Annotated in this window: 19 protein-coding genes; 11 read left to right on the top strand and 8 right to left on the bottom strand. The window is 59.0% G+C overall.

Annotated features, from left to right (window positions below; genetic code table 11):
* Positions 1-213 precede the first annotated feature (213 nt).
* Positions 214-1,515, top strand: a complete 1,302-nt coding sequence (locus EDC23_RS01135; RefSeq protein ID WP_134080432.1) for an ammonium transporter — start codon at positions 214-216, stop codon at positions 1,513-1,515.
* A gap of 17 nt (positions 1,516-1,532) precedes the next feature.
* Positions 1,533-2,216 (top strand): hypothetical protein, encoded by a 684-nt coding sequence (locus EDC23_RS01130; RefSeq protein WP_134080431.1) that lies wholly within the window; start codon positions 1,533-1,535, stop codon positions 2,214-2,216.
* Positions 2,217-2,233: 17 nt separating this feature from the next.
* Here EDC23_RS01130 and EDC23_RS01125 read toward each other — a convergent pair whose 3' ends face one another.
* The 7 genes from EDC23_RS01125 to glyQ all read right to left on the bottom strand — a co-directional run bounded on the left by EDC23_RS01125 (position 2,234) and on the right by glyQ (position 8,296).
* Positions 2,234-3,268 carry a class 1 fructose-bisphosphatase gene (locus EDC23_RS01125; protein ID WP_134080430.1) on the bottom strand — a complete coding sequence of 345 codons (1,035 nt, stop codon included), beginning with the start codon at positions 3,266-3,268 and terminating at the stop codon, positions 2,234-2,236.
* A 149-nt stretch (positions 3,269-3,417) separates the two neighbouring features.
* Complete coding sequence (locus tag EDC23_RS14305; protein ID WP_279585910.1) at positions 3,418-3,540, bottom strand: hypothetical protein; 123 nt, start codon at positions 3,538-3,540, stop codon at positions 3,418-3,420.
* Positions 3,541-3,642: 102 nt separating this feature from the next.
* Positions 3,643-4,356: a lysophospholipid acyltransferase family protein gene (locus EDC23_RS01120; RefSeq protein WP_134080429.1), complete on the bottom strand. Its 714-nt coding sequence runs from the start codon at positions 4,354-4,356 to the stop codon at positions 3,643-3,645.
* A 4-nt stretch (positions 4,357-4,360) separates the two neighbouring features.
* Entirely contained in the window at positions 4,361-4,906 is a 546-nt protein-coding gene (gene gmhB / locus EDC23_RS01115) for a D-glycero-beta-D-manno-heptose 1,7-bisphosphate 7-phosphatase (RefSeq protein WP_134080428.1), read from the bottom strand.
* Positions 4,907-4,987: 81 nt separating this feature from the next.
* Entirely contained in the window at positions 4,988-5,320 is a 333-nt protein-coding gene (locus EDC23_RS01110) for a MazG nucleotide pyrophosphohydrolase domain-containing protein (protein WP_134080427.1), read from the bottom strand.
* Between the two features lie 4 nt (positions 5,321-5,324).
* Positions 5,325-7,397 (bottom strand): glycine--tRNA ligase subunit beta, encoded by a 2,073-nt coding sequence (glyS, locus tag EDC23_RS01105; protein ID WP_134080426.1) that lies wholly within the window; start codon positions 7,395-7,397, stop codon positions 5,325-5,327.
* On the bottom strand, positions 7,394-8,296 hold the full coding sequence (gene glyQ, locus EDC23_RS01100) for a glycine--tRNA ligase subunit alpha (RefSeq protein WP_317622971.1): 903 nt from the start codon (positions 8,294-8,296) through the stop codon (positions 7,394-7,396). Before glyQ ends, glyS begins: the two co-directional genes overlap by 4 nt.
* A 219-nt stretch (positions 8,297-8,515) precedes the next feature.
* Between glyQ and EDC23_RS01095 the strand changes: the two genes are divergently transcribed.
* The 9 genes from EDC23_RS01095 to EDC23_RS01055 all read left to right on the top strand — a co-directional run bounded on the left by EDC23_RS01095 (position 8,516) and on the right by EDC23_RS01055 (position 18,232).
* Positions 8,516-9,094 (top strand): hypothetical protein, encoded by a 579-nt coding sequence (locus EDC23_RS01095; protein WP_134080424.1) that lies wholly within the window; start codon positions 8,516-8,518, stop codon positions 9,092-9,094.
* A 239-nt stretch (positions 9,095-9,333) separates the two neighbouring features.
* Positions 9,334-10,377, top strand: coding sequence for a tRNA (5-methylaminomethyl-2-thiouridylate)-methyltransferase (locus tag EDC23_RS01090; protein WP_134080423.1), 1,044 nt, complete (start codon positions 9,334-9,336; stop codon positions 10,375-10,377).
* Positions 10,365-10,610, top strand: coding sequence for a sulfurtransferase TusA family protein (locus EDC23_RS01085; protein ID WP_134080422.1), 246 nt, complete (start codon positions 10,365-10,367; stop codon positions 10,608-10,610). Before EDC23_RS01090 ends, EDC23_RS01085 begins: the two co-directional genes overlap by 13 nt.
* On the top strand, positions 10,597-11,781 hold the full coding sequence (locus EDC23_RS01080) for a cation diffusion facilitator family transporter (protein ID WP_134080421.1): 1,185 nt from the start codon (positions 10,597-10,599) through the stop codon (positions 11,779-11,781). Before EDC23_RS01085 ends, EDC23_RS01080 begins: the two co-directional genes overlap by 14 nt.
* 212 nt (positions 11,782-11,993) lie before the next feature.
* Complete coding sequence (gene glnA, locus EDC23_RS01075; protein WP_134080420.1) at positions 11,994-13,400, top strand: glutamate--ammonia ligase; 1,407 nt, start codon at positions 11,994-11,996, stop codon at positions 13,398-13,400.
* 711 nt (positions 13,401-14,111) lie between these two features.
* Positions 14,112-14,672 (top strand): DUF4124 domain-containing protein, encoded by a 561-nt coding sequence (locus EDC23_RS01070; RefSeq protein ID WP_166668736.1) that lies wholly within the window; start codon positions 14,112-14,114, stop codon positions 14,670-14,672.
* Between the two features lie 232 nt (positions 14,673-14,904).
* Positions 14,905-15,966: a nitrogen regulation protein NR(II) gene (glnL, locus tag EDC23_RS01065; RefSeq protein WP_399359072.1), complete on the top strand. Its 1,062-nt coding sequence runs from the start codon at positions 14,905-14,907 to the stop codon at positions 15,964-15,966.
* A gap of 7 nt (positions 15,967-15,973) precedes the next feature.
* Positions 15,974-17,365 carry a nitrogen regulation protein NR(I) gene (gene ntrC / locus EDC23_RS01060; protein WP_134080418.1) on the top strand — a complete coding sequence of 464 codons (1,392 nt, stop codon included), beginning with the start codon at positions 15,974-15,976 and terminating at the stop codon, positions 17,363-17,365.
* Positions 17,366-17,728: 363 nt separating this feature from the next.
* Positions 17,729-18,232 (top strand): REP-associated tyrosine transposase, encoded by a 504-nt coding sequence (locus EDC23_RS01055; RefSeq protein WP_134080417.1) that lies wholly within the window; start codon positions 17,729-17,731, stop codon positions 18,230-18,232.
* A gap of 769 nt (positions 18,233-19,001) precedes the next feature.
* On the opposite strand, the gene EDC23_RS01050 is transcribed toward EDC23_RS01055, so the two are convergent.
* On the bottom strand, positions 19,002-23,402 hold the full coding sequence (locus EDC23_RS01050) for a DUF6701 domain-containing protein (RefSeq protein ID WP_134080416.1): 4,401 nt from the start codon (positions 23,400-23,402) through the stop codon (positions 19,002-19,004).
* Positions 23,403-23,622: the final 220 nt, after the last annotated feature.

Genomic DNA, 23,622 nt, shown 5'->3' with positions numbered 1-23,622 from the left:
CGTTGATCGTCATCGTTTTGTTGTCTGTTTTGACCACGGCAACGTCTCTCTGACAGGCCAGGCCACATCCTGGTGCAGGCGTGTCATACGTTTGTGCACCAATGTGGCAAACCGTTCGCATTGATAAGGAAAATCCCCGGGATTTTCTGGCACGGCAATTGCTCAATCTTGTGTTGCGAAATAATGCGATAGACAAAAACACAAAGGTGGGTAATGAAAAAACATCGCGGATGGTATTTGCTGGGGACGGGGTTGGCGCTGGTTACGCCTGCGACAGCAGACAATGGCGTCGGGTTGCAACAGGCGATGGATACGGTATGGCTGATCACCGCCGGGGCGCTGGTGTTTTTCATGCAGGCGGGATTCGCCTTGCTGGAGAGCGGTATGTCACGCGCCAAGAACTCGGTTAATGTGGTGATGAAAAACTACATGGACCTGTGTCTGGGCAGTCTGGCTTTCTGGCTGATCGGCTATGGCCTGATGTTCGGGGACAATCCCACAGGGTTGCTGGGACAGACTCACTTCTGGCTCGGTAACGCCGACCATATGGATTACAGCCTGCTGTTTTTCCAGACCATGTTCGCCGCAACGGCGGCGACCATCGCCAGCGGGGCCATGGCCGAACGCACCCGTTACGGAGCCTATCTGATCGGCGCGGTAATCGTTTGCGGAATGATCTATCCGGTGTATGGCAGCTGGGTATGGGGCAGCCTTTATAAAGGTAGTGGATGGCTGGCCGAGCTGGGATTTATCGATTTTGCCGGTTCCACTGTGGTGCATTCTTTAGGGGGCTGGATCGCTCTGGCCGGGATCATCGTGCTGGGTCCCCGCCTGGGTCGCTACGATGAAGGAGGAAAAAGCCGACTGATCGCAGGACATAACCTCAACAGTGTCGCCCTGGGCGGATTGATTCTGTGGCTCGGCTGGTTCGGGTTCAATGCCGGCAGTACCGCCAGCGCCGATGTCAGCATCGGCCTGATTGCCCTGAATACCCATCTTGCCGCGGCCGCGGGTGCGGTGGGTGCCCTGCTCACCATGTTGTTGTCGCGCAAGCCGATACTGTTGACCCACACGATCAATGGCGGGATCGGGGGGCTGGTCTCGATCACGGCCGGTTGTGCCAGTATGGAACCACTGTATGCGGTCATCACCGGGCTGGTCGCCGGCTGGGTGGTGGTCATTGGCAGTGCCTTGCTGGATCGCCTGCGCCTGGATGACGTGGTCGGTGCGGTGCCGGTACATGGCTTTGCGGGTGCCTGGGGGACGTTGGCGGCGGGATTGTTTGTCACCGGGGATATGTTCAATCCGATCCAGATCCTGGTGCAGGTGCTGGGGATCCTTGCCGGTTTTGCCTGGGCGTTCCCGGTGGCGTTGCTCATGTACGGGTTGATTCATTTGACGGTCGGTCTGCGGGCGGGAACGGTCGACGAACAACGGGGACTCGATTTCAGTGAGCATTACGAGGTTGCCTACCCCGAATTTCAGTCCGCCCTGTTGCATCAGGGAAAACATTAAATACAAAGGAAAGAGCTATGAGACAAAATGCCGCACTATCGGCATCGGATGATCTCGAATTGCGTAAACAGGCGATCATGATCGGATTGAGTCACTTCATGTCGGCGGATGAATGCCTCACGGCGGTCCGTCATTGGGAACAGCACTTCAGTCGTGCACCCCGCTTCGCGCTCCAGGCGTATGTTAAAGAGCTCATCCAGCCGGACAGTCCCCTCTGGCCCTATCGCAAGGAGATGTTCCTGAATATCACCCGGACCATGACCCTGCCACGACAGGAAATCGAAGCCCGGTTCGCGACGTTGTTTGCGGCGGAGATCGTTCCTGGGGACAACACGCAAGCGGTCCAGCAATCAGAGGCGCAACCGGTATTCGAGCAGCTGTACCGGGTGTTGATGCAGAAACTGGAAACGGAGAGTTACCCGAGTGCGCTGGCGCTGCGCAAATTTTTGCGTGAGAAGATATTGCAGCAGGAGCCGTTCAGCATGGAGACTCAGCGACTGAATAACTGGTTGCTGGGCATTAAACCGGAGCTGGATGGGGTGTTGACCCTGCAGCAGATGCGTCACATTGTGCACGAGCTCTGGCGGGGCAGTTGTGAATATCTGGGGCCGGTAAAGACGGATCGGATGTTTGCCGAGGCGATTGGCAAGGTAGAAAAAAAGACCCGTGGCGAGGGCGTCTCACCACGGGTCTTTTTATAACGCCTGACGGACAGGAATCAGGCTGCGGCGTCCGCGTCGTGCTGTTTGTGGTAGTCCACCACCCGCTCGACTTCCTGTTTGGAGCCGAGAATGACCGGCACGCGCTGATGCAGGCCATCCGGCTGGATGGTCATGATCCGTTCGCGTCCGGTGGAACTCATGCCGCCGGCCTGTTCCACGATAAACGACATCGGGTTGGCCTCGTACATCAGGCGCAGCTTGCCGGTCCCGCCGTTGGCTTTCATTTTCTCATCCAGCGGGTACAGGAAAATACCGCCGCGGATCAGGATACGATGGACTTCGGCCACCATGGAGGCGATCCAGCGCATATTGAAATCTTCATCGCGATCACCGGCGGAGCCGGAGAGACACTCATCCACGTAGCGTTTGACCGGCGGTTCCCAGAAACGCATCTTGGAGGCGTTGATGGCGAATTCCTGCGTGGATTCGGGAATGGTCAGGTTGGGGTGGGTCAGAATGAACTCACCGATGTTCTGATCCAGGGTAAAGCCGTTCACGCCGTTACCGGTGGTCAGCACCATCATGGTGGAGGGGCCATAGAGGGCGTAGCCGGCGCAGACCTGTTCGGTGCCGGGCTGCAGGAAGTCCCCGGTGGCGGGGTTCTGGCAGTCGCCCTGGCAGCGCAGGATGGAGAAGATGGTACCGACCGAGACATTGACGTCGGTATTCGAGGAGCCGTCCAGCGGATCAAAAGTAAGTAAGTACTTACCACGCGGATACTGGCTGGGAATATGAGAGATCTCCTCCATTTCTTCGGAGGCCATGGCCGCCAGATGGCCGGACCACTCGTTGGAACGCAGGAACACATCATTGGTGATGATATCCAGCTTTTTCTGATCCTCGCCCTGCACATTTTCAGTCCCGGCCTGTCCCAGCACACCGATCAGATCGCCGTGGTTGACCAGGTTGGAGATCTCCTTGCAGGCGGTGACGATGTCGTTCAGTAGGGAGGTAAAGTCACCCGTGGCATCCTTGATGCGGCGTTGTTCTTCGATGATGAACTGGGTGATAGTAATTCTTCCGTCTCGCATAGTTGCCTCGGTCTGTTCTCGGTTAAATTCTTGCCGTTGGCCCCGTGCGCAGAGCCGACGGGGCAAAGCATATAAGTATATCAATATTCACGGATATACTGAACCTGGACACTGGCGAATCGCCCTGTGTATCATCTTTTTTAATAGGGTTATTGCAACAGTTCGGCGATGTGACCCATGCGGGCGATCGCCCTGAAAAAGCCGGTCCGGCCGATCAGCGAGGCAACAGGGACCAGCCGGTTTCGGGCGGGGATCCGCTGTGCGTGATTCACATTACGTGGCGTAATCGGTACGGGGACCGTTTGTTTCGCTCGCGACGTGCAGTGAGACGTTGATAGGCGACGCGGGCGATCGAATCCCGGTCATCTTCGCCACTATTCAGAAGGGCGGAATCTGGCCATTTCGTCTTCAATGAACTGTTCCGCCTCGGCCAGGATGGCTTCGGCGGGTTTTCCCTGCGTGTCGATCGGTGGGCCGATGACCATCCGGATGGTGCCGGGATGTTTGAGAAACTGTCCCTTGGCCCAGAAGTATCCGGCGTTGTGGGCGACCGGAACGACCGGATAACCCGACTCGGCGGCCAGCACGGCACCCCCGATCTTGTAGCGCCCTTTGGTGCCCGGAGGCACCCGGGTCCCCTCGGGAAAAATGACCACCCACAGGCCGCGTTTGAGGCGCCGGGTCCCCTGTTCGATAATCTGACGAATGGCGTTACGTCCGGCCGAACGGTTGATGGCGATCGGATCCATGCGCGACAGGCCCCAGCCGAAAAAGGGTAACCACAGCAGCTCGCGTTTAATAACGAACGTCAGCGGCGGGAAAACCTGTTGCAGGGAGATGGTCTCCCAGGTGGACTGGTGTTTGCTGAAGATGATGGCGGCGCTGTCGGGGATATTTTCCCGCCCTTCAACCACATAATCGATTTTGCAGACGGTTTTCAAGACCCACAGATTATAGCGGGCGAACTGGCTGATGATGGCGTAGCGCCAGGAAAACGGTGCAAAATAAAAGAGCAGCACGGTACAGGTAATCACCACGCTGGTGATAATCACCGACAGGCTGAACAGGGCGGAGCGCAGGAAAACCATTTAATTAACCGTCCTCATTGGTAAGAAAATCATCAACAAACCGGGCCAGATCGGCATACGCCGGAACCCCTTCCAGTCCCTCGCCTTTGGCCAGCGTCCGTTCGCCCTTGCCGGTTCTGACCAGATAAGGCGTGGCGCCCACGGCCCGGGCCGATTCGATATCCCGCAGGGAGTCCCCGACGACTGGCACATTCTCCAGTGGGTGATCGCTGAGATGGGCGATGCGTTCCAGCAAGCCCGGCAGCGGTTTGCGACAGTCACACTGATCCTCCGGCCCGTGCGGGCAGTAGACGATGCCATCGACCCGGCCGCCCTGCGCGGCGAGCAGTTCGCGCAGCTTATCGTGCATCTGCTGAAGCGTGGCTTCGTCGTAATAGCCGCGGGCAATCCCCGACTGGTTGGTCGCCACGTAGACATGATAGCCGGCACGGTTCAGACGCACGATCGCCTCCAGGCTGCCGGGAATCGGCACGAACTCGTCGACGCTTTTTATATAATCGTCGGAGTCATAATTAATCACCCCGTCACGATCGAGAATGATCAGTTTCATAGCAGGAAAAATTTACCACGAAGGCACGAAGACACGAAGTCAATCTTAATAAATCTTCGTGTCTTCGAGTCTTCGTGGTGATCAATCATCTTTAAATTCAGAAACACGTATTCGCCCGTTTACCATTTTCGATTCGCGCTGCATGATCTTGTCCATTTTTTTCCAGAACGCTTCGTCCAGATTGAAGTCGGCGGCGATGGCGGTGCCCATGATCAGGATCAACAGATCGGCGACTTCTTCGGCGAGTTCGTCCTTGTCCTTACCCTTGGTGACACAAGCTGAGATTTCACCCAGCTCCTCGGCCATCAGGGCGATGCGATACGGCATATCCTCACCGCCGGTCCCTTTGAAATCGTGCTTGTCATGAAAGGCCTGTACGGCCCTGAGCATGTCCTGATAGGAGTCGGAATTCATGGGCTCACCCTTGCAATTTGGCGATATCGGCGATTTGTAAAAATAGCTGATGTAACCGGTTTAACAATGCCAGGCGATTGTTGCGCAGGGCGTCATCGTCGGCCATGACCATCACCTGATCGAAAAACTGATCCACCGGTTCGCGCAGGCCGGCGAGAGTCGCCAGTGCCGGCTGGTAATCGCCCTGATCGATCTGCTGCTGGACCTGCTGCTGCAGGCCGGCCAGGGCGTCGTACAGGGCGTTTTCCGCATCTTCCTCAAAACGTGTCGGGTCGATCTGCTCCGGTAACGGACTGTCGACTTTCTTGAGAATGTTGCCGATGCGTTTGTTGGCGGCGGCCAGGCTCTCGGCCGCATCAAGCTGGCGGAAATGATCCACCGCCTTGAGCCGTTGTTCGATGTCCAGCGGTCGGGTCGGGCGGTTGGCGGTGACCGCTTCGAGCACATCCGCGCGGATGCCCTGATCGCGGTAATAGGCCTTGAGGCGATCGAGAATAAAACCGATGACCGGCTCCACGGCCTCGGGGGCATTGAGGGCGTTATCAAAGCCGGCGGCGGACTGTTCCAGCAATGTTTGCAGATCGAGATCGAGTTGTTGCTCGATAAAAATCCGCAATGTGCCGAGCGCGGCACGACGCAGGGCGAAGGGATCCTTGTCACCGGTGGGGATCTGGCCGATGGCAAATATGCCGACCAGGGTATCGAGTCGATCGGCCAGCGCCAGGGACTGACTGATTACCTCACCGGGCAGATCGTCGCCGGCGAAGCGCGGTTTGTAATAATCATCCAGGGCCCGTGCTACCTGCGGCTGCTCGCCATCGAGTTCGGCATAGTAACGGCCCATGATTCCCTGCAGTTCGGGGAATTCTCCGACCATCTCGGTCATCAGATCGCATTTGCACAACTGCGCGGCGCGGATGGCCAGTTGCTTGTCGCCGCCCAGTTGTTGGGCAATGGCGCCGGCCAGTTTTTCCACCCGCTGCGTCTTGTCGTAGAGCGTCCCCAGTTTTTGCTGGAAGACGACGCTTTTGAGCGACTCGAGCCGTTGTGCCAGCGGAGTTTGCCTGTCCTGTTGCCAGAAAAATTCGGCATCGGTAAAGCGCGGGCGAATGACCCGTTCATTGCCTTTTTGAACCTGTTCGGGCTGTTTGCTTTCAATGTTACTGATGGTGATAAACAGCGGCAGCAGGCGATGGTCGTTGTCCACCAGATGAAAATATTTCTGGTTGGTTTTCATGGTGGAGATCAACGCCTCCTGGGGCACATCCAGAAAACGTTCATCAAAGCGGCCGGTCACGGCCACCGGCCATTCGACCATGGCGGTCACCTCATCGAGCAACGCCGCGTCGATCACGGCGCTGGCCTGGTGCTGACTGGCGGCCTGTTCGATCTGAGCACGCACGGCGGTGCGCCGGCGATCGAAGTCGGCGATGACCTTGCCTTCACTCTCCAGCAAGACCTCGTATTCGGCCGGCGCGGGTATATAAATGGTATCGGGATGATGAAAGCGATGGCCACGGGTTTGTCGACCGGCTGAGACACTCAGGATTTCGGCCTCGATCACCTCGTTACCGAACAGTAACACCACCCAGTGGACCGGGCGCACAAACCAGGCGTCGAGGTCGCCCCAGCGCATGCGTTTGGGGATCGGCAGTTTATCCAGCGCCTGGCGGACGATCTCCGGGATGAAGCGGGCGGTGGGTTCGCCGGGCCGCGTGGTCCGATAAACCAGTCGGCTGCCCTTGTCCGTGTCTTCGCTTTGCAGCTCTTCTACCTTGATACCGCACTTGCGAGCAAAGCCTTCCGCAGCTTTGGTCGGGCAGCCGTCTTCATCGAAGGCGGCGGACAGCGGCGGGCCGTGTTGCTCGATGCTGCGATCCGCCGTGGCGGTCGGCAGGTCTTTGATCAACAGGGCCAGCCTGCGAGGGGTGGCATACTGATGGATGTCAGGACTGCCCAGATGATTTTCCTGCAGTCCGTGACGCACGCCCTCTGCAAACGCGTTGCAAAGCGTTTGCAGTGCTCTGGGCGGCAACTCCTCGGTGCCGATTTCGATCAACAGATCCGCCTGACTCATTGATCGGTCTCCTTGCACATCGGAAAGCCGAGCGACTCGCGCGCCGCATAATAGGCCTCGGCCACGGCGCGGGAGAGGTTGCGCACCCGCAGGATATAACGCTGGCGTTCGGTGACCGAGATAGCATGGCGGGCGTCGAGCAGGTTGAAACTGTGCGAGGCCCTGAGCACCTGTTCATAGGCCGGCAACGGCAGCTGTGCCTCGATCAGTTGCTGACTCATCTTTTCGGCTTGGTCGAACTGGTGAAACAGATCGTCCACGTCGGCATGGTCGAAGTTATAGGTGGATTGCTCCACCTCGTTTTGATGAAACACATCGCCGTAGGTCACCTTGCCGCGCGGGCCGTCGGTCCAGACCAGATCGAAGACGCTTTCCACGCCCTGCAGATACATGGCGATGCGCTCCAGCCCGTAGGTGATCTCGCCGGTGACCGGTTTGCAGTCCAGGCCGCCCACCTGCTGGAAGTAGGTGAACTGACTGACCTCCATACCGTTGAGCCACACCTCCCAGCCCAGCCCCCAGGCGCCGAGGGTGGGGGATTCCCAGTTGTCCTCGACAAAACGGATATCGTGGACCAGCGGATCGAGGCCGAGCATTTTCAACGAGCCCAGATAGAGCTCCTGAATATCGAGTGGGGACGGTTTGATCACCACCTGGAACTGGTAATAGTGCTGCAAGCGATTGGGATTCTCCCCATAACGGCCGTCAGTGGGCCGGCGCGAGGGCTGCACATAGGCGGCGGCCCAGGGTTCGGGGCCGATGGCGCGAATAAAGGTGGCGGTATGAAACGTTCCCGCGCCCACCTCCATGTCGTAGGGCTGCAGGACGATGCAGCCCTGCTCGGCCCAGTAGCGCTGCAGGGCGAAGATCAGCCCCTGAAACGTGCGGGCCTCGGCGATCTGGCGCGATTTACTCAAGCTGATACCTTTATATATATGGGTCAGGGGAAAAGAGGCCACATTATAGCCGCGCCACGGCCCCGTGATAACCATATGAGATACGGTTTTTGGTATTTGGCAAGTTCAGGATTCGCCTGCTGGACGGGTAAAAGCTTCAAGTTGGCGGCAAAAGGGTCGATGATTTAATTGAAGAGGTATCCGATCAGGAGGGGCGTTGTGATGGACAAAGAGAACGGTCAACTATCCCAGTGGCACAGTCTGGTCAGCGATGCCGAGCAACTGGCCGGGATTCAACTGGAACCGGATCTTGAAAGTTATCTGGTCTTTACCCTGATGCGCTACCTCAGCCGGCCGGAGATGACCCAGCGGGTTCTGGCCCTGGACTATCTCCAGGCCGCGCTCAGCCAGGGACGCGAACAACAGCATCAGCTGCGGGACGTGGGCGATCAATGCCTGCTTTACTGCGGCCTGTTTCCACGCCGCGCCGAGCGTCGCCGGGTCCGGGTCAGCTATTACGTGGATCTGGGCCGCAGCGCCTACCGGCATCTGGGCGACAGTCGCGATCCCCTGTCAACCCTGTACACCGAACTGGCCCTGACCTTTGTCATGGCCATGGACGTGCTGCAGGCGATCCGCAATATGCGTCAGGAACAGAGACTGGATCCGCTCAACAATCTTGAACTGTGGCAGGACACCGGCTCCGCCCTGGCGCAGCAGTCATTGAAGCAGGTGACCGATGCCACGCCCCAGGCCGATCCCGACTCCCGCCGAACTCGCGGCAAGGGAAGATTGCACTGAATCCCGAGAAAAGATCCAACGCAGAGGCGCTGGCCCTTCGGGCAGGGACGAGGTACGAGGCACTAGTTACGAGGTTTTGTTAAGGTATTCCGGCTATCGCCGGAATATCTTGATGAGGCCTCATCAAAAATAATAATTCTCTGCGACTCTCTGCGTTAAGAATGTCTTGGTGAGTCGAGGGGCGGAATCTGCTATCCTTGCCCTCCCCAGACAAATCCCGCTAGCACCGGTAAGTACCCATGAGCAAACAACCCAAAGCCGTCGCCCTCATTTCCGGAGGTCTCGATTCCCTGCTGGCCGCGCGGGTTTTGCAGGAGCAGGGCGTGCATGTGGAAGGGATCAATTTTTTCACCGGCTTTTGCGTCGAGGGTCACACGCATGCCATCCGCAAGCAGGATCAGGCCAAACCGAAACGCAATAACGCGCTGTGGGTGGCCGAGCAGCTGGGCATCAAGCTGCACATTATCGATGTGATCGAGGAGTACAAGGATGTGCTGTTGAACCCGAAGCACGGTTACGGCCAGAACATGAATCCCTGTCTTGATTGCAAGGGGTTTATGGTGCGCAAGGCGGATGAGTGGATCGCGGCCAACGGTTTTGACTTTATCGTCACCGGCGAGGTGATTGGCCAGCGTCCCATGTCCCAGCGCAAGGAGACCATGCCGGTGATCCAGCGCGAGTCCAGGGCCGGCGATCGATTACTGCGACCGCTGTGTGCGAAGAATCTGCCCCCGACGCTGCCCGAGCGCGAAGGCTGGGTGGATCGGGAACGCTTGTATGATTTCAGCGGCCGTTCGCGCAAGCCGCAGATGGCCCTGGCGGCGCAGTTCGGTTTCACCGACTATGCCCAGCCGGCCGGCGGCTGCTGTTTTCTCACCGACAAGAACTACTCCGACAAGCTGGTGGATATGTGGCAGCATCGCTCCAGCCGCGATTACCAGCTGGATGACATCATGTTGCTCAAGGTGGGTCGGCATTTGCGACCGGCCCCCAATTACAAGGTGATCATCGGTCGCGAGGAGGGGGAGAACAATTTCCTCGAGGGCTATCGTAACCAGTTTATCCATCTGCGCATCGCCAGCCACAAGGGGCCACTGGCCCTGATCGACGGCGAGACCAGCGAGGCCGATCTGGAAACCGCCGCCCGGGTCGCCGCCCGTTTCAGCCAGGGGCGCGACGCCGGGGCGGTCGAGGTGGAGGTGAACTACACCGACGGCCGGCAGCAGACCCTGCAGGTGGCGCCGATGGCGCTGGATGCGATTCCGCAGGAATGGTATTTGTGAGTACTCACCAACTTGATGCGCGCCGCCTGCTCTGCCCGATGCCGGTGATCCGGGTGCAGGATGCGCTCGCCGCCCTGGCGCCCGGGGAGATACTGGAAGTCACCTGTACGGACCCGGGTGCGCTGAATGACATCCCCGCCTGGTGCCGGATCAACGGCCATCGGGTGCTGGACACCGCGCAACAGGATAATGAGATCGTGATTCGGATCGAGGCCGGTGATGGCGACGACTGAGCGGGATCAGGCCCCGGTGATCACCCGTGCCCAGCGGGATGATCGCACCCGCCAGATTACCCGCGTCACCCTGGTCGGCGCCCTGGTGGATCTGATTCTCGGGGTGCTCAAGGTCGTGGTCGGCTGGCTGGCCCAGTCCCAGGCGTTGATCGCCGACGGGGTGCACTCCTTTTCCGATCTGGCGACCGATGCGGTGGTGATTTACGCCGCCCGCCACTCCAGCCGCGAAGCCGACGCCGAACACCCCTACGGCCACGGACGTTTCGAAACCATGGCGACGGTCGGTCTGGGGATCGCCCTGATGGCGGTGGCGGCGGGGATCAGTATTGATGCCGTAATCCGCCTGTTCAATCCCGACAAATTGCTGCATCCGAGTTTCTGGGCGCTGGTGGTGGCCGGTGTTTCAATCCTGGGCAAGGAGGCGATCTACCACTACAGCATGACGATCGCCCGTCAATACAAATCCCACATGCTCAAGGCCAATGCCTGGCACAGCCGTTCCGATGCCATCTCCTCGCTGATCGTGCTGCTGGGGGTCGCCGGGAGCATGGCGGGGCTGGAATACCTGGACGCCATCGCCGCCATCGGTGTCGCCTACATGATCGCCAAGATTGGCTGGAGCCTCTCCGCGCACAGCGTCAAGGAGCTGGTGGATACGGCGCTGGAGCCGGAGCGCCAGGAGGCGATTCGTAAAGCGATCCTGAGTGTTGACGGGGTCGCGGCGCTGCACATTCTGCGCAGCCGGCGCAGCGGCGCCGAAGCGCTGGTGGATGTACACATCCAGGTGGATCCCTATCTGAGCGTCTCCGAAGCCCACTATGTCAGTGAGCGGGTGCGCAAGAAGGTGATCAGTGACGTGGAAGAGGTCAACGATGTGACCGTGCACATCGATCCGGAAAATGACGAACGAGTCCCGTTGAATCTGAACCTGCCAGGTCGCAGCGATCTGCTGGGACGTCTGGAGAAAGCCTGGTCCGGGATTGAAGAGTCCCGCTGGATTGCCCACACTACGCTACACTACCTCGACGGGGGCATTCAGGTGGAACTGATCCTGCCAATCGATCTGGTGCTGGAGCGCGACCCGAATCAGCGCGAAGCCCTGCGCCAACGCTTTGCCCGCGCCGCGCGGGAAGTGGAGGGGGTGCAGTCGGTCAGGTTACTGTACCGCTAATGAATCATATTGGTGCACCATGTAAATATAATGCACTATTTTAGTGCAATCGGTCCCCGGCGCTGTGATCTACAGGGGCCGGGCCCCTGCCAAATCAATTCGTTACGGTATGGCATGGTTCGTGCATTTGAACGGGCAACAGATTTTGGACTGCGCCGTCTGCCGCGCAATTCTGAATAACACTGAATATTGAAATAACCGGAGAACCTGCAATGTCTGACAATGTCATGAAGATGATCAAAGATAACGGCGTCAAGTTTATTGACTTCCGTTTTTCCGATACCCGCGGCAAGGAGCAGCACGTTTCCGTGCCGGCCCATGCCGAGGATGAAACCCTGTTTACCGAAGGCAAGATGTTTGACGGCTCGTCCATCTCCGGCTGGAAGGGCATTAACGAATCGGACATGATCCTGATGCCCGATCCCGACAGCGCTTTTCTGGACCCCTTCTCCGAAGAGCCGAGCCTGAACCTGACCTGCGATATCCTGGAGCCGACCACCGGCCAGGGCTATGAGCGGGATCCCCGCTCCATCGCCAAGCGCGGTGAAGCCTATCTGCAGTCCACCGGCATTGCCGATACCGCCCTGTTCGGCCCGGAACCGGAATTTTTCGTTCTCGACGATGTTCGCTGGGGCGCGGATATGAGCGGCGCCTTCTACAAGGTGGATTCCGAAGAAGCCGAATGGAACTCCGAGCGGGTTTACACCGACGGCAACATCGGTCACCGCCCGGGCATGAAAGGTGGTTACTTCCCCGTGCCGCCGGTCGACTCCCTGAACGATCTGCGTGCCGCCATGTGCCTGGCACTCGAAGAAGTCGGTGTGCCGGTCGAAGTGCACCACCACGAAGTGGCCACCGCCGGCCAGTGTGAAATCGGCACCAAGTTCAGCACCCTGGTGGAACGGGCCGACTGGAACCAGCGCATGAAATACGTGATCCACAATGTCGCGCACATCTATGGCAAGACCGCCACCTTCATGCCCAAGCCGCTGGTCGGCGACAACGGCAGCGGCATGCACGTGCATCAGTCACTGATGAAGGACGGCCAGAACCTGTTCTCCGGTAATGAGTACGGCGGTCTCTCCGAAACCGCGCTCTACTATATCGGCGGGATCATCAAGCATGCCCGCGCGCTGAACGCCTTCACCAACGCCTCGACCAACTCCTACAAGCGTCTGGTGCCGGGCTTCGAAGCGCCGGTCATGCTGGCCTATTCGGCCCGTAACCGTTCCGCCTCGATTCGTATCCCGTACGTGGCCAACCCGAAAGGTCGCCGCATCGAGGTGCGCTTCCCGGATCCGACCGCCAACCCGTACCTGGCGTTCACCGCCATGATGATGGCCGGTCTGGACGGCATCCAGAACAAGATCCATCCGGGCGATGCCATGGACAAGGATCTCTACGATCTGCCAGCCGAAGAAGCGGCCAGCATCCCGACCGTCTGCCACTCCTTCGATCAGGCGCTGGATGCACTGAGCGAAGACCGGGCCTTTTTGACCCAGGGCGGTGTGTTTACCGATGATGTCATTGACGCCTACATCAAACTGAAGATGGACGAGGTTACCCGCTTCCGCATGACCACCCACCCGGTCGAGTTCGACATGTACTACAGCCTGTAAGTACCAGCACAGGTGAAAACAAAACGCCCCCGCAAGGGGGCGTTTTTGTTTCAAAACGTAAAAAATATTAACCACGAAGACACCAAGACACGAAAAAGGCGAATAAATTATGTTGTTGTGGGAGCCGGCCCCCTCAGCGATCCAGCCTCGATGATTGTACTATTCTTAACCAATCAGCCAGAGGGCTGGCCTCCTACAGCCTGCATTTCCCTCGCGCCTCGTTACTCGTCCCTCGCCCCTGAGCTCTAACTAACAGGGTGAACTACTGATCATTCAACCAGCCGGATAATAACTATTGGTTGCTGATGCACCGTCAGGGCACGAAGAAGGCGAATAAATTGTGTCTTTGTGATGTTGTTGAGTTGACTATGATCACTTCCTCGTACCTCGTACCTCGTACCTCGTACCTCGTACCTCGTACCTCGCCCCTGAGCTCTCACTTACAAATTGGAGATCGGGTTGATAATCGATGCTGATAATAAAAAACTATTGTAGATGACCCGTCAGGACACGAAGAGAGCAAATAAATTATTTTTTTGTGATGTTGTTGAGTCGACCATGATCAATTCCTCGGACCTCGTTACTCGTCCCTCGTCCCTGAGCTCTTACTAACAAAGTGGATTCCGGGCCAATAACCCGGTCTGATAATAAAGACCTGTTGTAGATGCTCCGTCCGAGGGCTATTCTTGAGACATGAGAAATCTCTGTTTGATGCTGCTGTTGGTTTTCGCGCTGCCCGTCGCGGCGGACGACAAGATCTATAAAAAGGTCAATCCGGACGGCTCGGTGGAATACAGCGATCAGCCTTCCGAGGGCGCGGAAGCGATGTCTCCGAGGGGGGCGCCCGCGACCCGGTTTGAAAAATCCCCCGATATCAATTTTGAACCGCCGACCCGCCGGGATCGGGAGGATACCCCCCCGTATGAAGTGGCGGTCACCTCGCCCGCCAATGATGAGAGCATCCGGAACAATGCCGGCAATATCACCCTGCAGGGCAACGTGACGCCGGGATTGCGCAGCGGTCACACTCTGCGCTGGAGCCTGGATGGCGAGCGGCTGGATGAGGAGGGGGTCGCCGTGTCGCTGAGCAACGTGGACCGGGGGACCCATACGGTCAAACTGGAGGTGGTGGACGGCGATGGCGAGGTACTGGCTTCCAGCAGCAGCGTTACCTTCCACCTGTTGCGCCACAGCCGGATCCCGCCGGCCAACCCGGCGCCCAATATGACGCCGCCGAAGCAGCCGGCCATTCCCTCCGCCCCCTCTCCCTGATCTGTTTGCACCATAATAGTGCACAAGAGTGACTTCTGCGTTATGCTCTGCTCAGAGCAGGCGGCCGGCGCACATTGTAAACGCACCAGATACCGGGCACTCTCCCCGCAACCTGTCTTAACTTACTGTTTTTAAACGGTCTTAATCGTGCAACGCAAAAATCCGCTGATCGGTGCCTGAAAACGGCGCGTGTGGTTTGGTTTTTGCTATAGCACAGGGTATGGACGCGATGATCCCCTCTTCGGACACACAACAGCGGGTCCTCGAGGCGATGACCTCGGGGTTGCTGCTGTTCGATCACGATCTGCGCCTGCGCTATGTCAACGCGGCGACCGAGATGCTGTTCGGCAGCAGCGGTCCCCACCTGATCGGCCAGCGTTTCGAGACGCTGTTTGAAACGAGCGATAATGTGGCCGCGGAGCTGCGCGAGGCGCTGGCCAGCGGGCATCCCTTTACCCGCCACGAGGTCACGCTCAAGCTGGTGCACGGCCGCGAGGTGGTGGTGGATCTGACCGCCCTGCCGCTGATGGAGCGGGAACAGAGCCCGGAACTGCTGGTGGAGGTGAGCCGGATGGATCGCCTGTTGCGCATCACCCGGGACGAGAGCCGGGCGACCCAGCAACAGACCACCCAGCAGATGCTGCGCGGGCTGGCCCATGAGATCAAAAACCCGCTGGGCGGGTTGCGCGGCGCGGCCCAGTTACTGGCCCGGGAGCTGCCGAGCGACGATCTCAAAGAGTACACCGACGTCATTATCAACGAGGCCGATCGGCTGCAAAAGCTGGTCAACCGGATTCTGGGGCCCAACAAGCTGCCGCAACTCGCGCCGGTCAATATTCATGAGCTGCTGGAGCACGTGCGCAGCCTGCTGCTGGCCGAAGCGCCGCAAGGCATCCAGATCCGGCGGGATTATGATCCCAGTATCCCCGAACTGACGGGAGACGCGGATCAGATCATCCAGGCCCTGCTCAACATCATTCGTAACGCCATCGAGGCGCTGCAGGGCGAAGGCGAAATCCTGCTGCGCACCCGGGTGGTGCGCAAATTCACCATCGGCCAGAAACAGCACGATCTGGTTGCCCGCATCGAGGTGATCGATAACGGTCCGGGCATTGCGGCGGAGGTGCTGGAGCGGATTTTCTTCCCCATGGTCTCCAGCCGGGCCGAAGGGACCGGTCTGGGGCTGTCGATTGCCCAGTCGCTGATTCAGCAGCACCACGGCATTATCGAGTGCGACAGTGAACCGGGCCGGACCGTGTTTTCCATCTATATCCCGATCGAACTTGAGGCGTGAGATAACCATGAGCAAGGAAACCATCTGGATCGTCGACGACGACCGCTCTATCCGCTGGGTACTGGAGAAGGCGTTTAAAAATGCCGAGATGGAGGTGCGCAGTTTCGACGAAGCCGACAGCGTCTTGCGCGCCCTCAATCGTAGCGAGCCGGATGTGATCATCAGTGACATCCGTATGCCGGGCATGGACGGCCTGGAACTGCTGGGTCGGATTCATGAAAAGTATCCGGGTCTGCCGGTGATCATCATCACCGCGCACACCGATCTCGACAGCGCGGTCAACGCCTATCAGGTAGGGGCGTTCGAGTATCTGCCCAAGCCGTTCGATGTGGACGAGGCGGTGGAGCTGGCGCGTCGCGCGGTGAGTCACCGGCGCGCCAGCGAGCAGGGCGAGCTGCAGGCCGGCCAGGTGGATGCGGAGATCATCGGCGAGGCCCCCTCCATGCAGGAGGTGTTTCGCGCCATCGGCCGGCTGGCCCGCTCCAACATTACGGTGCTGATCAACGGCGAGTCGGGCACCGGGAAGGAGCTGGTCGCCCAGGCCCTGCATCGTCACAGCCCGCGCGCCGAGCAGCCGTTTATCGCCCTGAACATGGCCGCGATCCCGCGGGATCTGCTCGAGTCGGAACTGTTCGGGCACGAAAAGGGCGCGTTCACCGGTGCCAATGCCGCCCGCCAGGGGCGTTTTGAACAGGCCGACGGCGGCACCCTGTTTCTGGATGAGATCGGCGACATGCCGTCCGAACTGCAGACCCGCCTGTTGCGGGTGCTGGCCGACGGCGAGTTCTATCGGGTCGGTGGCCACAGCGCGGTCAAGGTCGACGTGCGCATCATCGCCGCCACGCATCAGAATCTGGAGACCCTGGTGGAACAGGGTCGCTTCCGCGAGGATCTGTTCCATCGCCTGAATGTTATCCGGATTCATATTCCCGCCCTGCGCGAACGGCGCGAGGACATTCCATTACTGGCGCAACATTTTCTGAATCGCGCCGCCAAGGAACTCGATGTCGAGGCCAAGAGCCTGGACAGGGCGGTGATGGACTACCTGGCGCAACAGGAGTGGCCCGGCAACGTACGGCAACTGGAGAACACCTGCCGCTGGCTGACGGTCATGTCGCCGGGCCAGGTCGTGCATCTGGACGATCTGCCGCCGGAGATGTTGCACGGCAAAGCGGAAAGCCATTTCGACGGTGACTGGAGTGAGTTACTGCGTCACTGGGCCGAACACGAACTGGCCCGGGGCCATACAGCCATCCTCGATGAAGCCACGCCGCAATTCGAGCGGGTGATGATCGAAACCGCTCTCAAAAAAACCGGCGGCCGCCGCCAGGACGCGGCGAAGTTGCTCGGCTGGGGCCGCAACACCCTCACCCGCAAGATCAAGGAGCTGAATTTATAAAAAGTCTAACCACGAAGACACCAAGACACGAAGAAAAGATTTGTTATATATCCGGGTAGGCCGGACATAGCGCGAGCGGTGTCCGGCAGCCTCCGGGATGCCCGGTACCGCTGCGCTTTATCGGGCCTACGCCGGGTTGTGTTTCGGGTAGGCCGGACATAGCGTTAGCGGTGTCCGGCAGCCTTCGGAATGCCCGATACCGCTATCGCTTTATCGGGCCTACGGTCTGGTCACGTTTCGGGTAGGCCGGACAAAGCACCCTTCGGGCATAAACTGCGCGATTTCCGGCGAAAATTTGTCATGATAAAACAAATCCCGTAAATTGCAGCAAAGGGCCACAATGACCAGGTTCAGGGAGGAACCATGTCCGATTATCGACGCCTTTATTATCCCGGCGGTGTCTACTTCTTCACCGCGGTCACAGCGAGCCGCCAGCCATTATTTACTGAAGCATCTAATGTGGATGTTTTACGAAACGGATTTCGACATGTTATGGCCCGGCGCCCCTTCAAGCTCGAAGCGATCGTGATATTGCCCGATCATATCCATTGTATCTGGCGAATGCCTGAGGAAGATGCGGATTTCTCGAATCGGTGGAAAATGCTCAAAGGCTATGTGACGCGACACCTGAAAGGTGCGTCTGGAAGAATATGGCAGTCCAGGTTCTGGGAACACGTGATTCGAGATGATGAAGACTGGCGGCGCCATATGGATTACATCCATTACAACCCGGTAAAACACGGTCTGGTCAATGATCCCGATGCCTGGCCGTTCAGTTCATATAAAAGATACCTGGAGCTTGGATACTATGCACCCGGTTGGGGCGAGAGTGAACCACGAAATATTGCAGGAATAGAGCTCGAATAAGGGAATAGCCCGATGCCGCTGCGCTTTATCGGGCCTACATCGAGTTGCGTTTCGGGTAGGCCGGACAAAGCGCGAGCGGTGTCCGGCGGCTTCCGGATATGCCCGATACCGCGGAGTTTATGCCCGAAGGGTGCTTTATCGGGCCTACGTCGGGTTGCGTTTTGGGTAGGCCGGACAGAGCGCGAGCGGTGTCCGGCGGCTTCTGGATATGCCCGATACCGCGGAGTTTATACCCGAAGGGTGCTATATCGGGCCTACGCGGGTTGCGTTTCGGGTAGGCCGGACAAAGCGCGAGCGGTGTCCGGCGGCTTCCGGATATGCCCGATACCGCGGAGTTTATGCCCGAAGGGTGCTTTATCGGGCCTACGCGGGTTGCGTTTTGGGTAGGCCGGACAGAGCGGCAGCGGTGTCCGGCGGCCTTCGGAATGCCCGATACCGCTGCGCTTTATCGGGCCTACGTCGGGTTGCGTTTCGGGTAGGCCGGACAAAGCGCGAGCGGTGTCCGGCGGCTTCTGGATATGCCCGATACCGCTGCGCTTTATCGGGCCTACATCGGGTTGCGTTTTGGGTAGGCCGGACAGAGCGCGAGCGGTGTCCGGCAACCTCCGGGATGCCCGATGCCGCTAACGCTATATCGGGCCTACAGTCTGGTCACGATTTGGGTAGGCCGGACATAGCACCCTCCGTGCATAAACTTCGCGGTGTCCGTCAGCCGTTGTTGTCAATTTTATTCTTGGTGTCTTCGTGTCTTGGTGGTGAGTCTTTTGTTTTAGAATTTTTCGCGCCAGTAGATAACCCGGTCGTCGCCGCGATAGCGGCCGAAGCTGATGGTGGCGGCGGGCTCCTCTTCAGTCGCATCATCGTCCCAGTCATACTGTAAATAGGCGGGTGCATCGGCCCGGACGGTGAGGGTACCGTAAATCGGATCGTCGGGATCGAAGCTGCTGTCGTCGTCGGGTGCCTTGAGATAGAGCGTGTACTCGCCGGCATCGGGTGGTGCGTCGGTATACTGAATATCCGTATCCGCGGCGATGGCGCAGCCGGCGCCGCTGTCCCCGGAATCGTCGGTATCCTGCACACAGGTCTCGCCACGTGTCTCACCGTCGCCGACTTCCAGGGTGTCGGTGGGGTTGAGCAGACTGATCGTGACGCCGTTGTCACAGATATCCTCTTCGTTGCGTACAAACGCATCACCGTCATAGTACTGGGCAACCATCGGCACGCGCAGATCGACCAGCTCCGAGCCGTAGGCGTTGTCCAGGGCGATGCGGCCGCTGCGGATGTTTATTTCACCTTCCGTATAGGTGTCGGACGTGATGCCGTCGCTGTCGGTGGCGCGCAATTCGGTGATGTTGAGCGGGGCGGTCTTCTTGTCGGGGAAGGTGTAGGTGATATCCGTGCGCTCGCCAATGCCGTCGTTGGTGGTGAACTCGCTGCTGCCCAGTGTGTTGTTGCTGAAGTTGTCGGTATCGCCGGCATTGGAGATCACCGGATCCCGCACAAAGCCGTCGCGGTAGTTGCGAGTTGGGTTGTCGCCCTGGTTGCGTGCCTCGGCTGTCACCGTAAACGGCTGGCCCGAATAGGTGAAGCTGTCGTTACAGGCCTCGGTCGCATTGACCACAAAGTGATGCGGGCTGAAACGGCCGATGTTGTCGCTGGTGTTGAGCGTGGTATTGCCGATACTGGTCTCACCAAAATAATCCACACCACTACCGAGACTGGCGGTAAAGGTGAAGACACCGACTTCGGAGACAGTCTGGTTGTTGATCAGATGCTCGCCATTGTCCTCGTCGGCGATATTGAAGTTGGTGACATTAATGGAACCGCTCTCCCCACCGGCGGGGGCCACGAGATTCTGGGTCAGATCGATGTTATCCAGCCGGAAATTGGGTGTCAGGCTGTTGTCGGCACAGGCGCCACGTACCTTCATATTGAAGCTGTCGCCGGCGGCGGTCAGCCGCGAGCAAGTGGCGTCGCCGCTGGCACAGTCGGCGTCGGTGTCGTCACTATGGACATACAGCTTGGCCGGCTTGGTGACATAGGTGCTGTCGCCCAGCATGGTGAGGCCGGCATCGTCGCCACTGCCTTCGTATTGGGTCTTGAGCACCAGCCGGCCGGCGTCGGGATAGGTCAGGTTGTAGGTCGCCTCGGCATCGGCGTTGAACTCGATCGGGATGTTGGTGGCGCCCGGCTCCGTGTCGGGCAGGGAGTAGTCATTCCCGGCGTGGCTCAGCTCGACGCTTTGAGTCCCGCTGGCCGGATCCGAGTATTCGGCCCAGATTTTCAGGTTCTTTGTCGTACTGGCAAAGGCCGGGACACATTTTTGAGTCACGTCATCGGTGCGAACCGCGCTCAGAGTGAGATCGCCGGAGGTCTGACACGAGGTCTGGGTCGGCACGTCGACCAGAAAACCGCTGTCATGGAAGGTCAGATCACAGCTCTCGTTGTCGGTGGCCGTGTTGACGCAGACCGGTGTGTTGTTGGGACTGGGGGACGAGCTGTCAATATCCAGGGTTACCGTCCCCGTGGTCGTCTTGCGCAGTTCAAACTCCTCGGAACCGCCGCTGAGGACCTTGTTGTCGCCACCGACCCAGCCGCCTGGTGACAGGGAAACGCTGACATCGTAGGCATAGAGATTGTTGCAGTTAGTGTCAATGCAGGCCTTGACGGTAATCGATTTGGGTTGGCAGGTCAGGCCCTGCCCGTTGTATTCCAGGCGAAAGTGGTCAAGCGGCGGTCGCTTGAAATCGATGGCGGCGGACTCGTCTCGCAGGGGCGAGCCGTACAACGCGGGTTCGTGGGATTCGGGCGTAACGTTGACGGTTTCGGCGACACTGTTGGTGATGGTCATCGTGGCGGTGCCGTCCGTATCGTCCAGAAGCCCGGTCACCTTTTGTCCCGAAATGGTGGCATTGCCCAGCGAGGTGGAGACAATACTCGCCGAACCGTCGACCGTGACAGTGACCAGCAGTGGATTGGCCGTGGTCGGCGGATTGGCGGTAATCAGATCGCCATTGGAATCCTCCGGGATCGCGTGATTAAAGCGGTCATGGAGCGCCAGATCGACTTCTACATTGGTGTCGGTGGTTTCCGTATCGCCCGAATGGCTGGCCTCAATGTGATCGGGGCCCACATAAAAGTCGGTTTCCTGGTGAAGTTCACGGTCAGGGGTCGTATCGTGCCATACCTTCACATTCCAGGTCCCCAGCGTCGCGTCGTCGGGGAGTTTGTAGGTGTCGGGCAAAACGGTACCGAGGACAGTCGTTGTCGAAGAAGTGCGAACCAGATCACCCGCGGGATCATACCACTCGAAGTAATAATCCTCGCCGTCAGTGAGGCCGAAGGCCTTGCCATAGACATTATTGCCCGCCGGATAGATGTAGCTCTCCTCCTCGTAGTCGGGATCCCAGAAGAGGCCCAGCTCCTTGATCGTCGTGGTGTCCTTCGCCGAGGCGGAAACACCGCTGGTGGTGCCGGTTGTGGTGACAACGCAGCTGTCCCCGATCGCCGCCGAATTCGGAGCTGTCACCTCGACGACAATATCCGTGTTGTCACCGTTGCCGTCCAGATCAACCGAACTGATCACCGTCTCGCCATCAGCCTCATAAATGGTCGCCTGCCAGTCGGTACAGTCACCCGTCATAGCGGTTGATAACGAGATGGTTTGCGACGAGCTGAAATTGTTCTGCAGGGTATGCTCGTAGGAGAAGGTCTGTCCGGGTCCGCCGGCAGCGGTATTGTCGGGAACCAGTGTCAGAAGCTCGGCAACCGTTGTCTTGGCTGTGGCGCTTGCCGTCATGGTCGGGTCATCGCCCGAGGTGGCGGTAATCGTGGTGGTATCGAAGTCATCGATGCTTGCCCCGGCGGGAATCTCCACCTCCAGGGTGAAGTCGGCCGAACCCTCCGAGTCCACCGTGAGCGTGGCGTCGGATAACAAGACATTCCAGCCCTCGCTGGATACCGCCGAGAGACTGATGTCATCCTCCCAGGGGGTAAAATTGTTGACGGTATACTCGTAGGTGACGGTATTGCCGGCCGCGCCTTCTTTGTTCTGAGAGGTGGGCGAAATGCCGATCTCATCGACAATGGTGTTGGTGTCGCTCGCCGAATTGGTGTGGCTGCCCATGGTGACGTAGCCGGTATTGGTAATGGTGTCGTTGGGATCGCCGGTCAGGGTCGCTTCGATTTCGAATGTCAGACTCCCGCCGTCCGGCATGTCCGGCAGCGTGATCCCGTCGCCCTGCATATCGGCGATCGTATACCCGGTGGGACAGGTGGCGCCGCCGCTTGCCGTGCAGTTGAGGCTGTCCACGCTCATGTCGCTTACGGCCGGGTCGCTGAATTCGGCGCCGCCAAGCTCGTCACCGGTGTCGTTGGTAATGGTCACGTCGTAAGTGGTGGAGTCGCCGGACTTGATATACTCGATGTCGTCGCTCTTGCTGATGCTCGGCATCACCCCGACCTGAATGGTGCCCTGGGCGATGTCCGGCGCGTTGCACTTGGATTTTGTGCGGGGCACCGGATCGCGTTCGTCGCTGCAAACATTTTGGCCCTGTTTGTCCTGGTCCCAGCTGACGACGAAGGGGACATAAAGGTCGTTACCGGAGCCGGGCATCGCCTGACAGGGTACCGTGACGTCGGTCATGTAGAACGTGCCGGAACCGGTCCCGCCGCTGATGCTCTGGTTGCCGTCGCCGCAGCTATCGCCGTCCAGATCCAGAAAGGGGCTCTCTGTCGGCAGCTCGCTGACCGAGCAGCTTGCGGCACCGCCATTGGCCTCGGTAGTCTGCGGATCGTTGCCGTCGTTGGAGATAAAGACGCCGATGTCGTTACGGTCTGGTGAAGCAAAGTTGACCGTGACCTCGAGGTCGACCACGATATCCGTGCCGCCCTCGCACCAGGTCATGTCGCCGATGACCTGCATATTGGTGATGGCGACATCGTTGGCGGTACAGTTCAGGTCGGAGCCAAAGCGGTCGGCGGCGCACTGGTCGGCCGGGTAGGCGTTGGCGGATGGCGCCGGTGCAAGCAGCAGGGCGCCCACCAGCAGCGCCCCGGCGATCCGGGCGGTTTTGCGCCAGCCCCGGCGCAGGCTGGCGAGGGTGTCCGCCAGGCGCGATTCCCGGCCCGCCAACCCGAATGGCGCCCTCGCGTCGGGATATTGTGCCATTGCCCCGGCCATTACCGGGCGACTCGCCCTGGAGCGACGTGCTCCAGCGCCGGCGTCGCGCGCCGCGGCGGGCAGATGGAATCGCGATCAGCTGTAGAAGGCTGCATGGTGTTGAATGCTTCGTTTTTATAAAACACAGGATACGGGCGTCGGGATAGCGTCACTATGCCGCCATTTTAGCTTATCGGCGGTGGCGCGGCAGAGTTTAGTTGCCGGCGCG

Origin of the sequence: Thiohalophilus thiocyanatoxydans, assembly GCF_004366735.1 — a bacterium.
GTDB lineage: Bacteria > Pseudomonadota > Gammaproteobacteria > UBA6429 > Thiohalophilaceae > Thiohalophilus > Thiohalophilus thiocyanatoxydans.
Note: the sequence above shows the minus strand (reverse complement) of the source record. Positions and strands in the feature narration are given on the sequence as shown.

Coding starts and splice junctions, on each gene's coding strand:
- EDC23_RS01135 (WP_134080432.1), top strand. CDS start 214: ATGAAAAAACATCGCGGATGGTATTTGCTGGGGACGGGGTTGGCGCTG.
- EDC23_RS01130 (WP_134080431.1), top strand. CDS start 1,533: ATGAGACAAAATGCCGCACTATCGGCATCGGATGATCTCGAATTGCGT.
- EDC23_RS01125 (WP_134080430.1), bottom strand. CDS start 3,268: ATGCGAGACGGAAGAATTACTATCACCCAGTTCATCATCGAAGAACAA.
- EDC23_RS01120 (WP_134080429.1), bottom strand. CDS start 4,356: ATGGTTTTCCTGCGCTCCGCCCTGTTCAGCCTGTCGGTGATTATCACC.
- gmhB (WP_134080428.1), bottom strand. CDS start 4,906: ATGAAACTGATCATTCTCGATCGTGACGGGGTGATTAATTATGACTCC.
- EDC23_RS01110 (WP_134080427.1), bottom strand. CDS start 5,320: ATGAATTCCGACTCCTATCAGGACATGCTCAGGGCCGTACAGGCCTTT.
- glyS (WP_134080426.1), bottom strand. CDS start 7,397: ATGAGTCAGGCGGATCTGTTGATCGAAATCGGCACCGAGGAGTTGCCG.
- EDC23_RS01095 (WP_134080424.1), top strand. CDS start 8,516: ATGGACAAAGAGAACGGTCAACTATCCCAGTGGCACAGTCTGGTCAGC.
- EDC23_RS01090 (WP_134080423.1), top strand. CDS start 9,334: ATGAGCAAACAACCCAAAGCCGTCGCCCTCATTTCCGGAGGTCTCGAT.
- EDC23_RS01085 (WP_134080422.1), top strand. CDS start 10,365: ATGGTATTTGTGAGTACTCACCAACTTGATGCGCGCCGCCTGCTCTGC.
- EDC23_RS01080 (WP_134080421.1), top strand. CDS start 10,597: ATGGCGACGACTGAGCGGGATCAGGCCCCGGTGATCACCCGTGCCCAG.
- glnA (WP_134080420.1), top strand. CDS start 11,994: ATGTCTGACAATGTCATGAAGATGATCAAAGATAACGGCGTCAAGTTT.
- EDC23_RS01070 (WP_166668736.1), top strand. CDS start 14,112: ATGCTGCTGTTGGTTTTCGCGCTGCCCGTCGCGGCGGACGACAAGATC.
- ntrC (WP_134080418.1), top strand. CDS start 15,974: ATGAGCAAGGAAACCATCTGGATCGTCGACGACGACCGCTCTATCCGC.
- EDC23_RS01055 (WP_134080417.1), top strand. CDS start 17,729: ATGTCCGATTATCGACGCCTTTATTATCCCGGCGGTGTCTACTTCTTC.
- EDC23_RS01050 (WP_134080416.1), bottom strand. CDS start 23,402: ATGGCACAATATCCCGACGCGAGGGCGCCATTCGGGTTGGCGGGCCGG.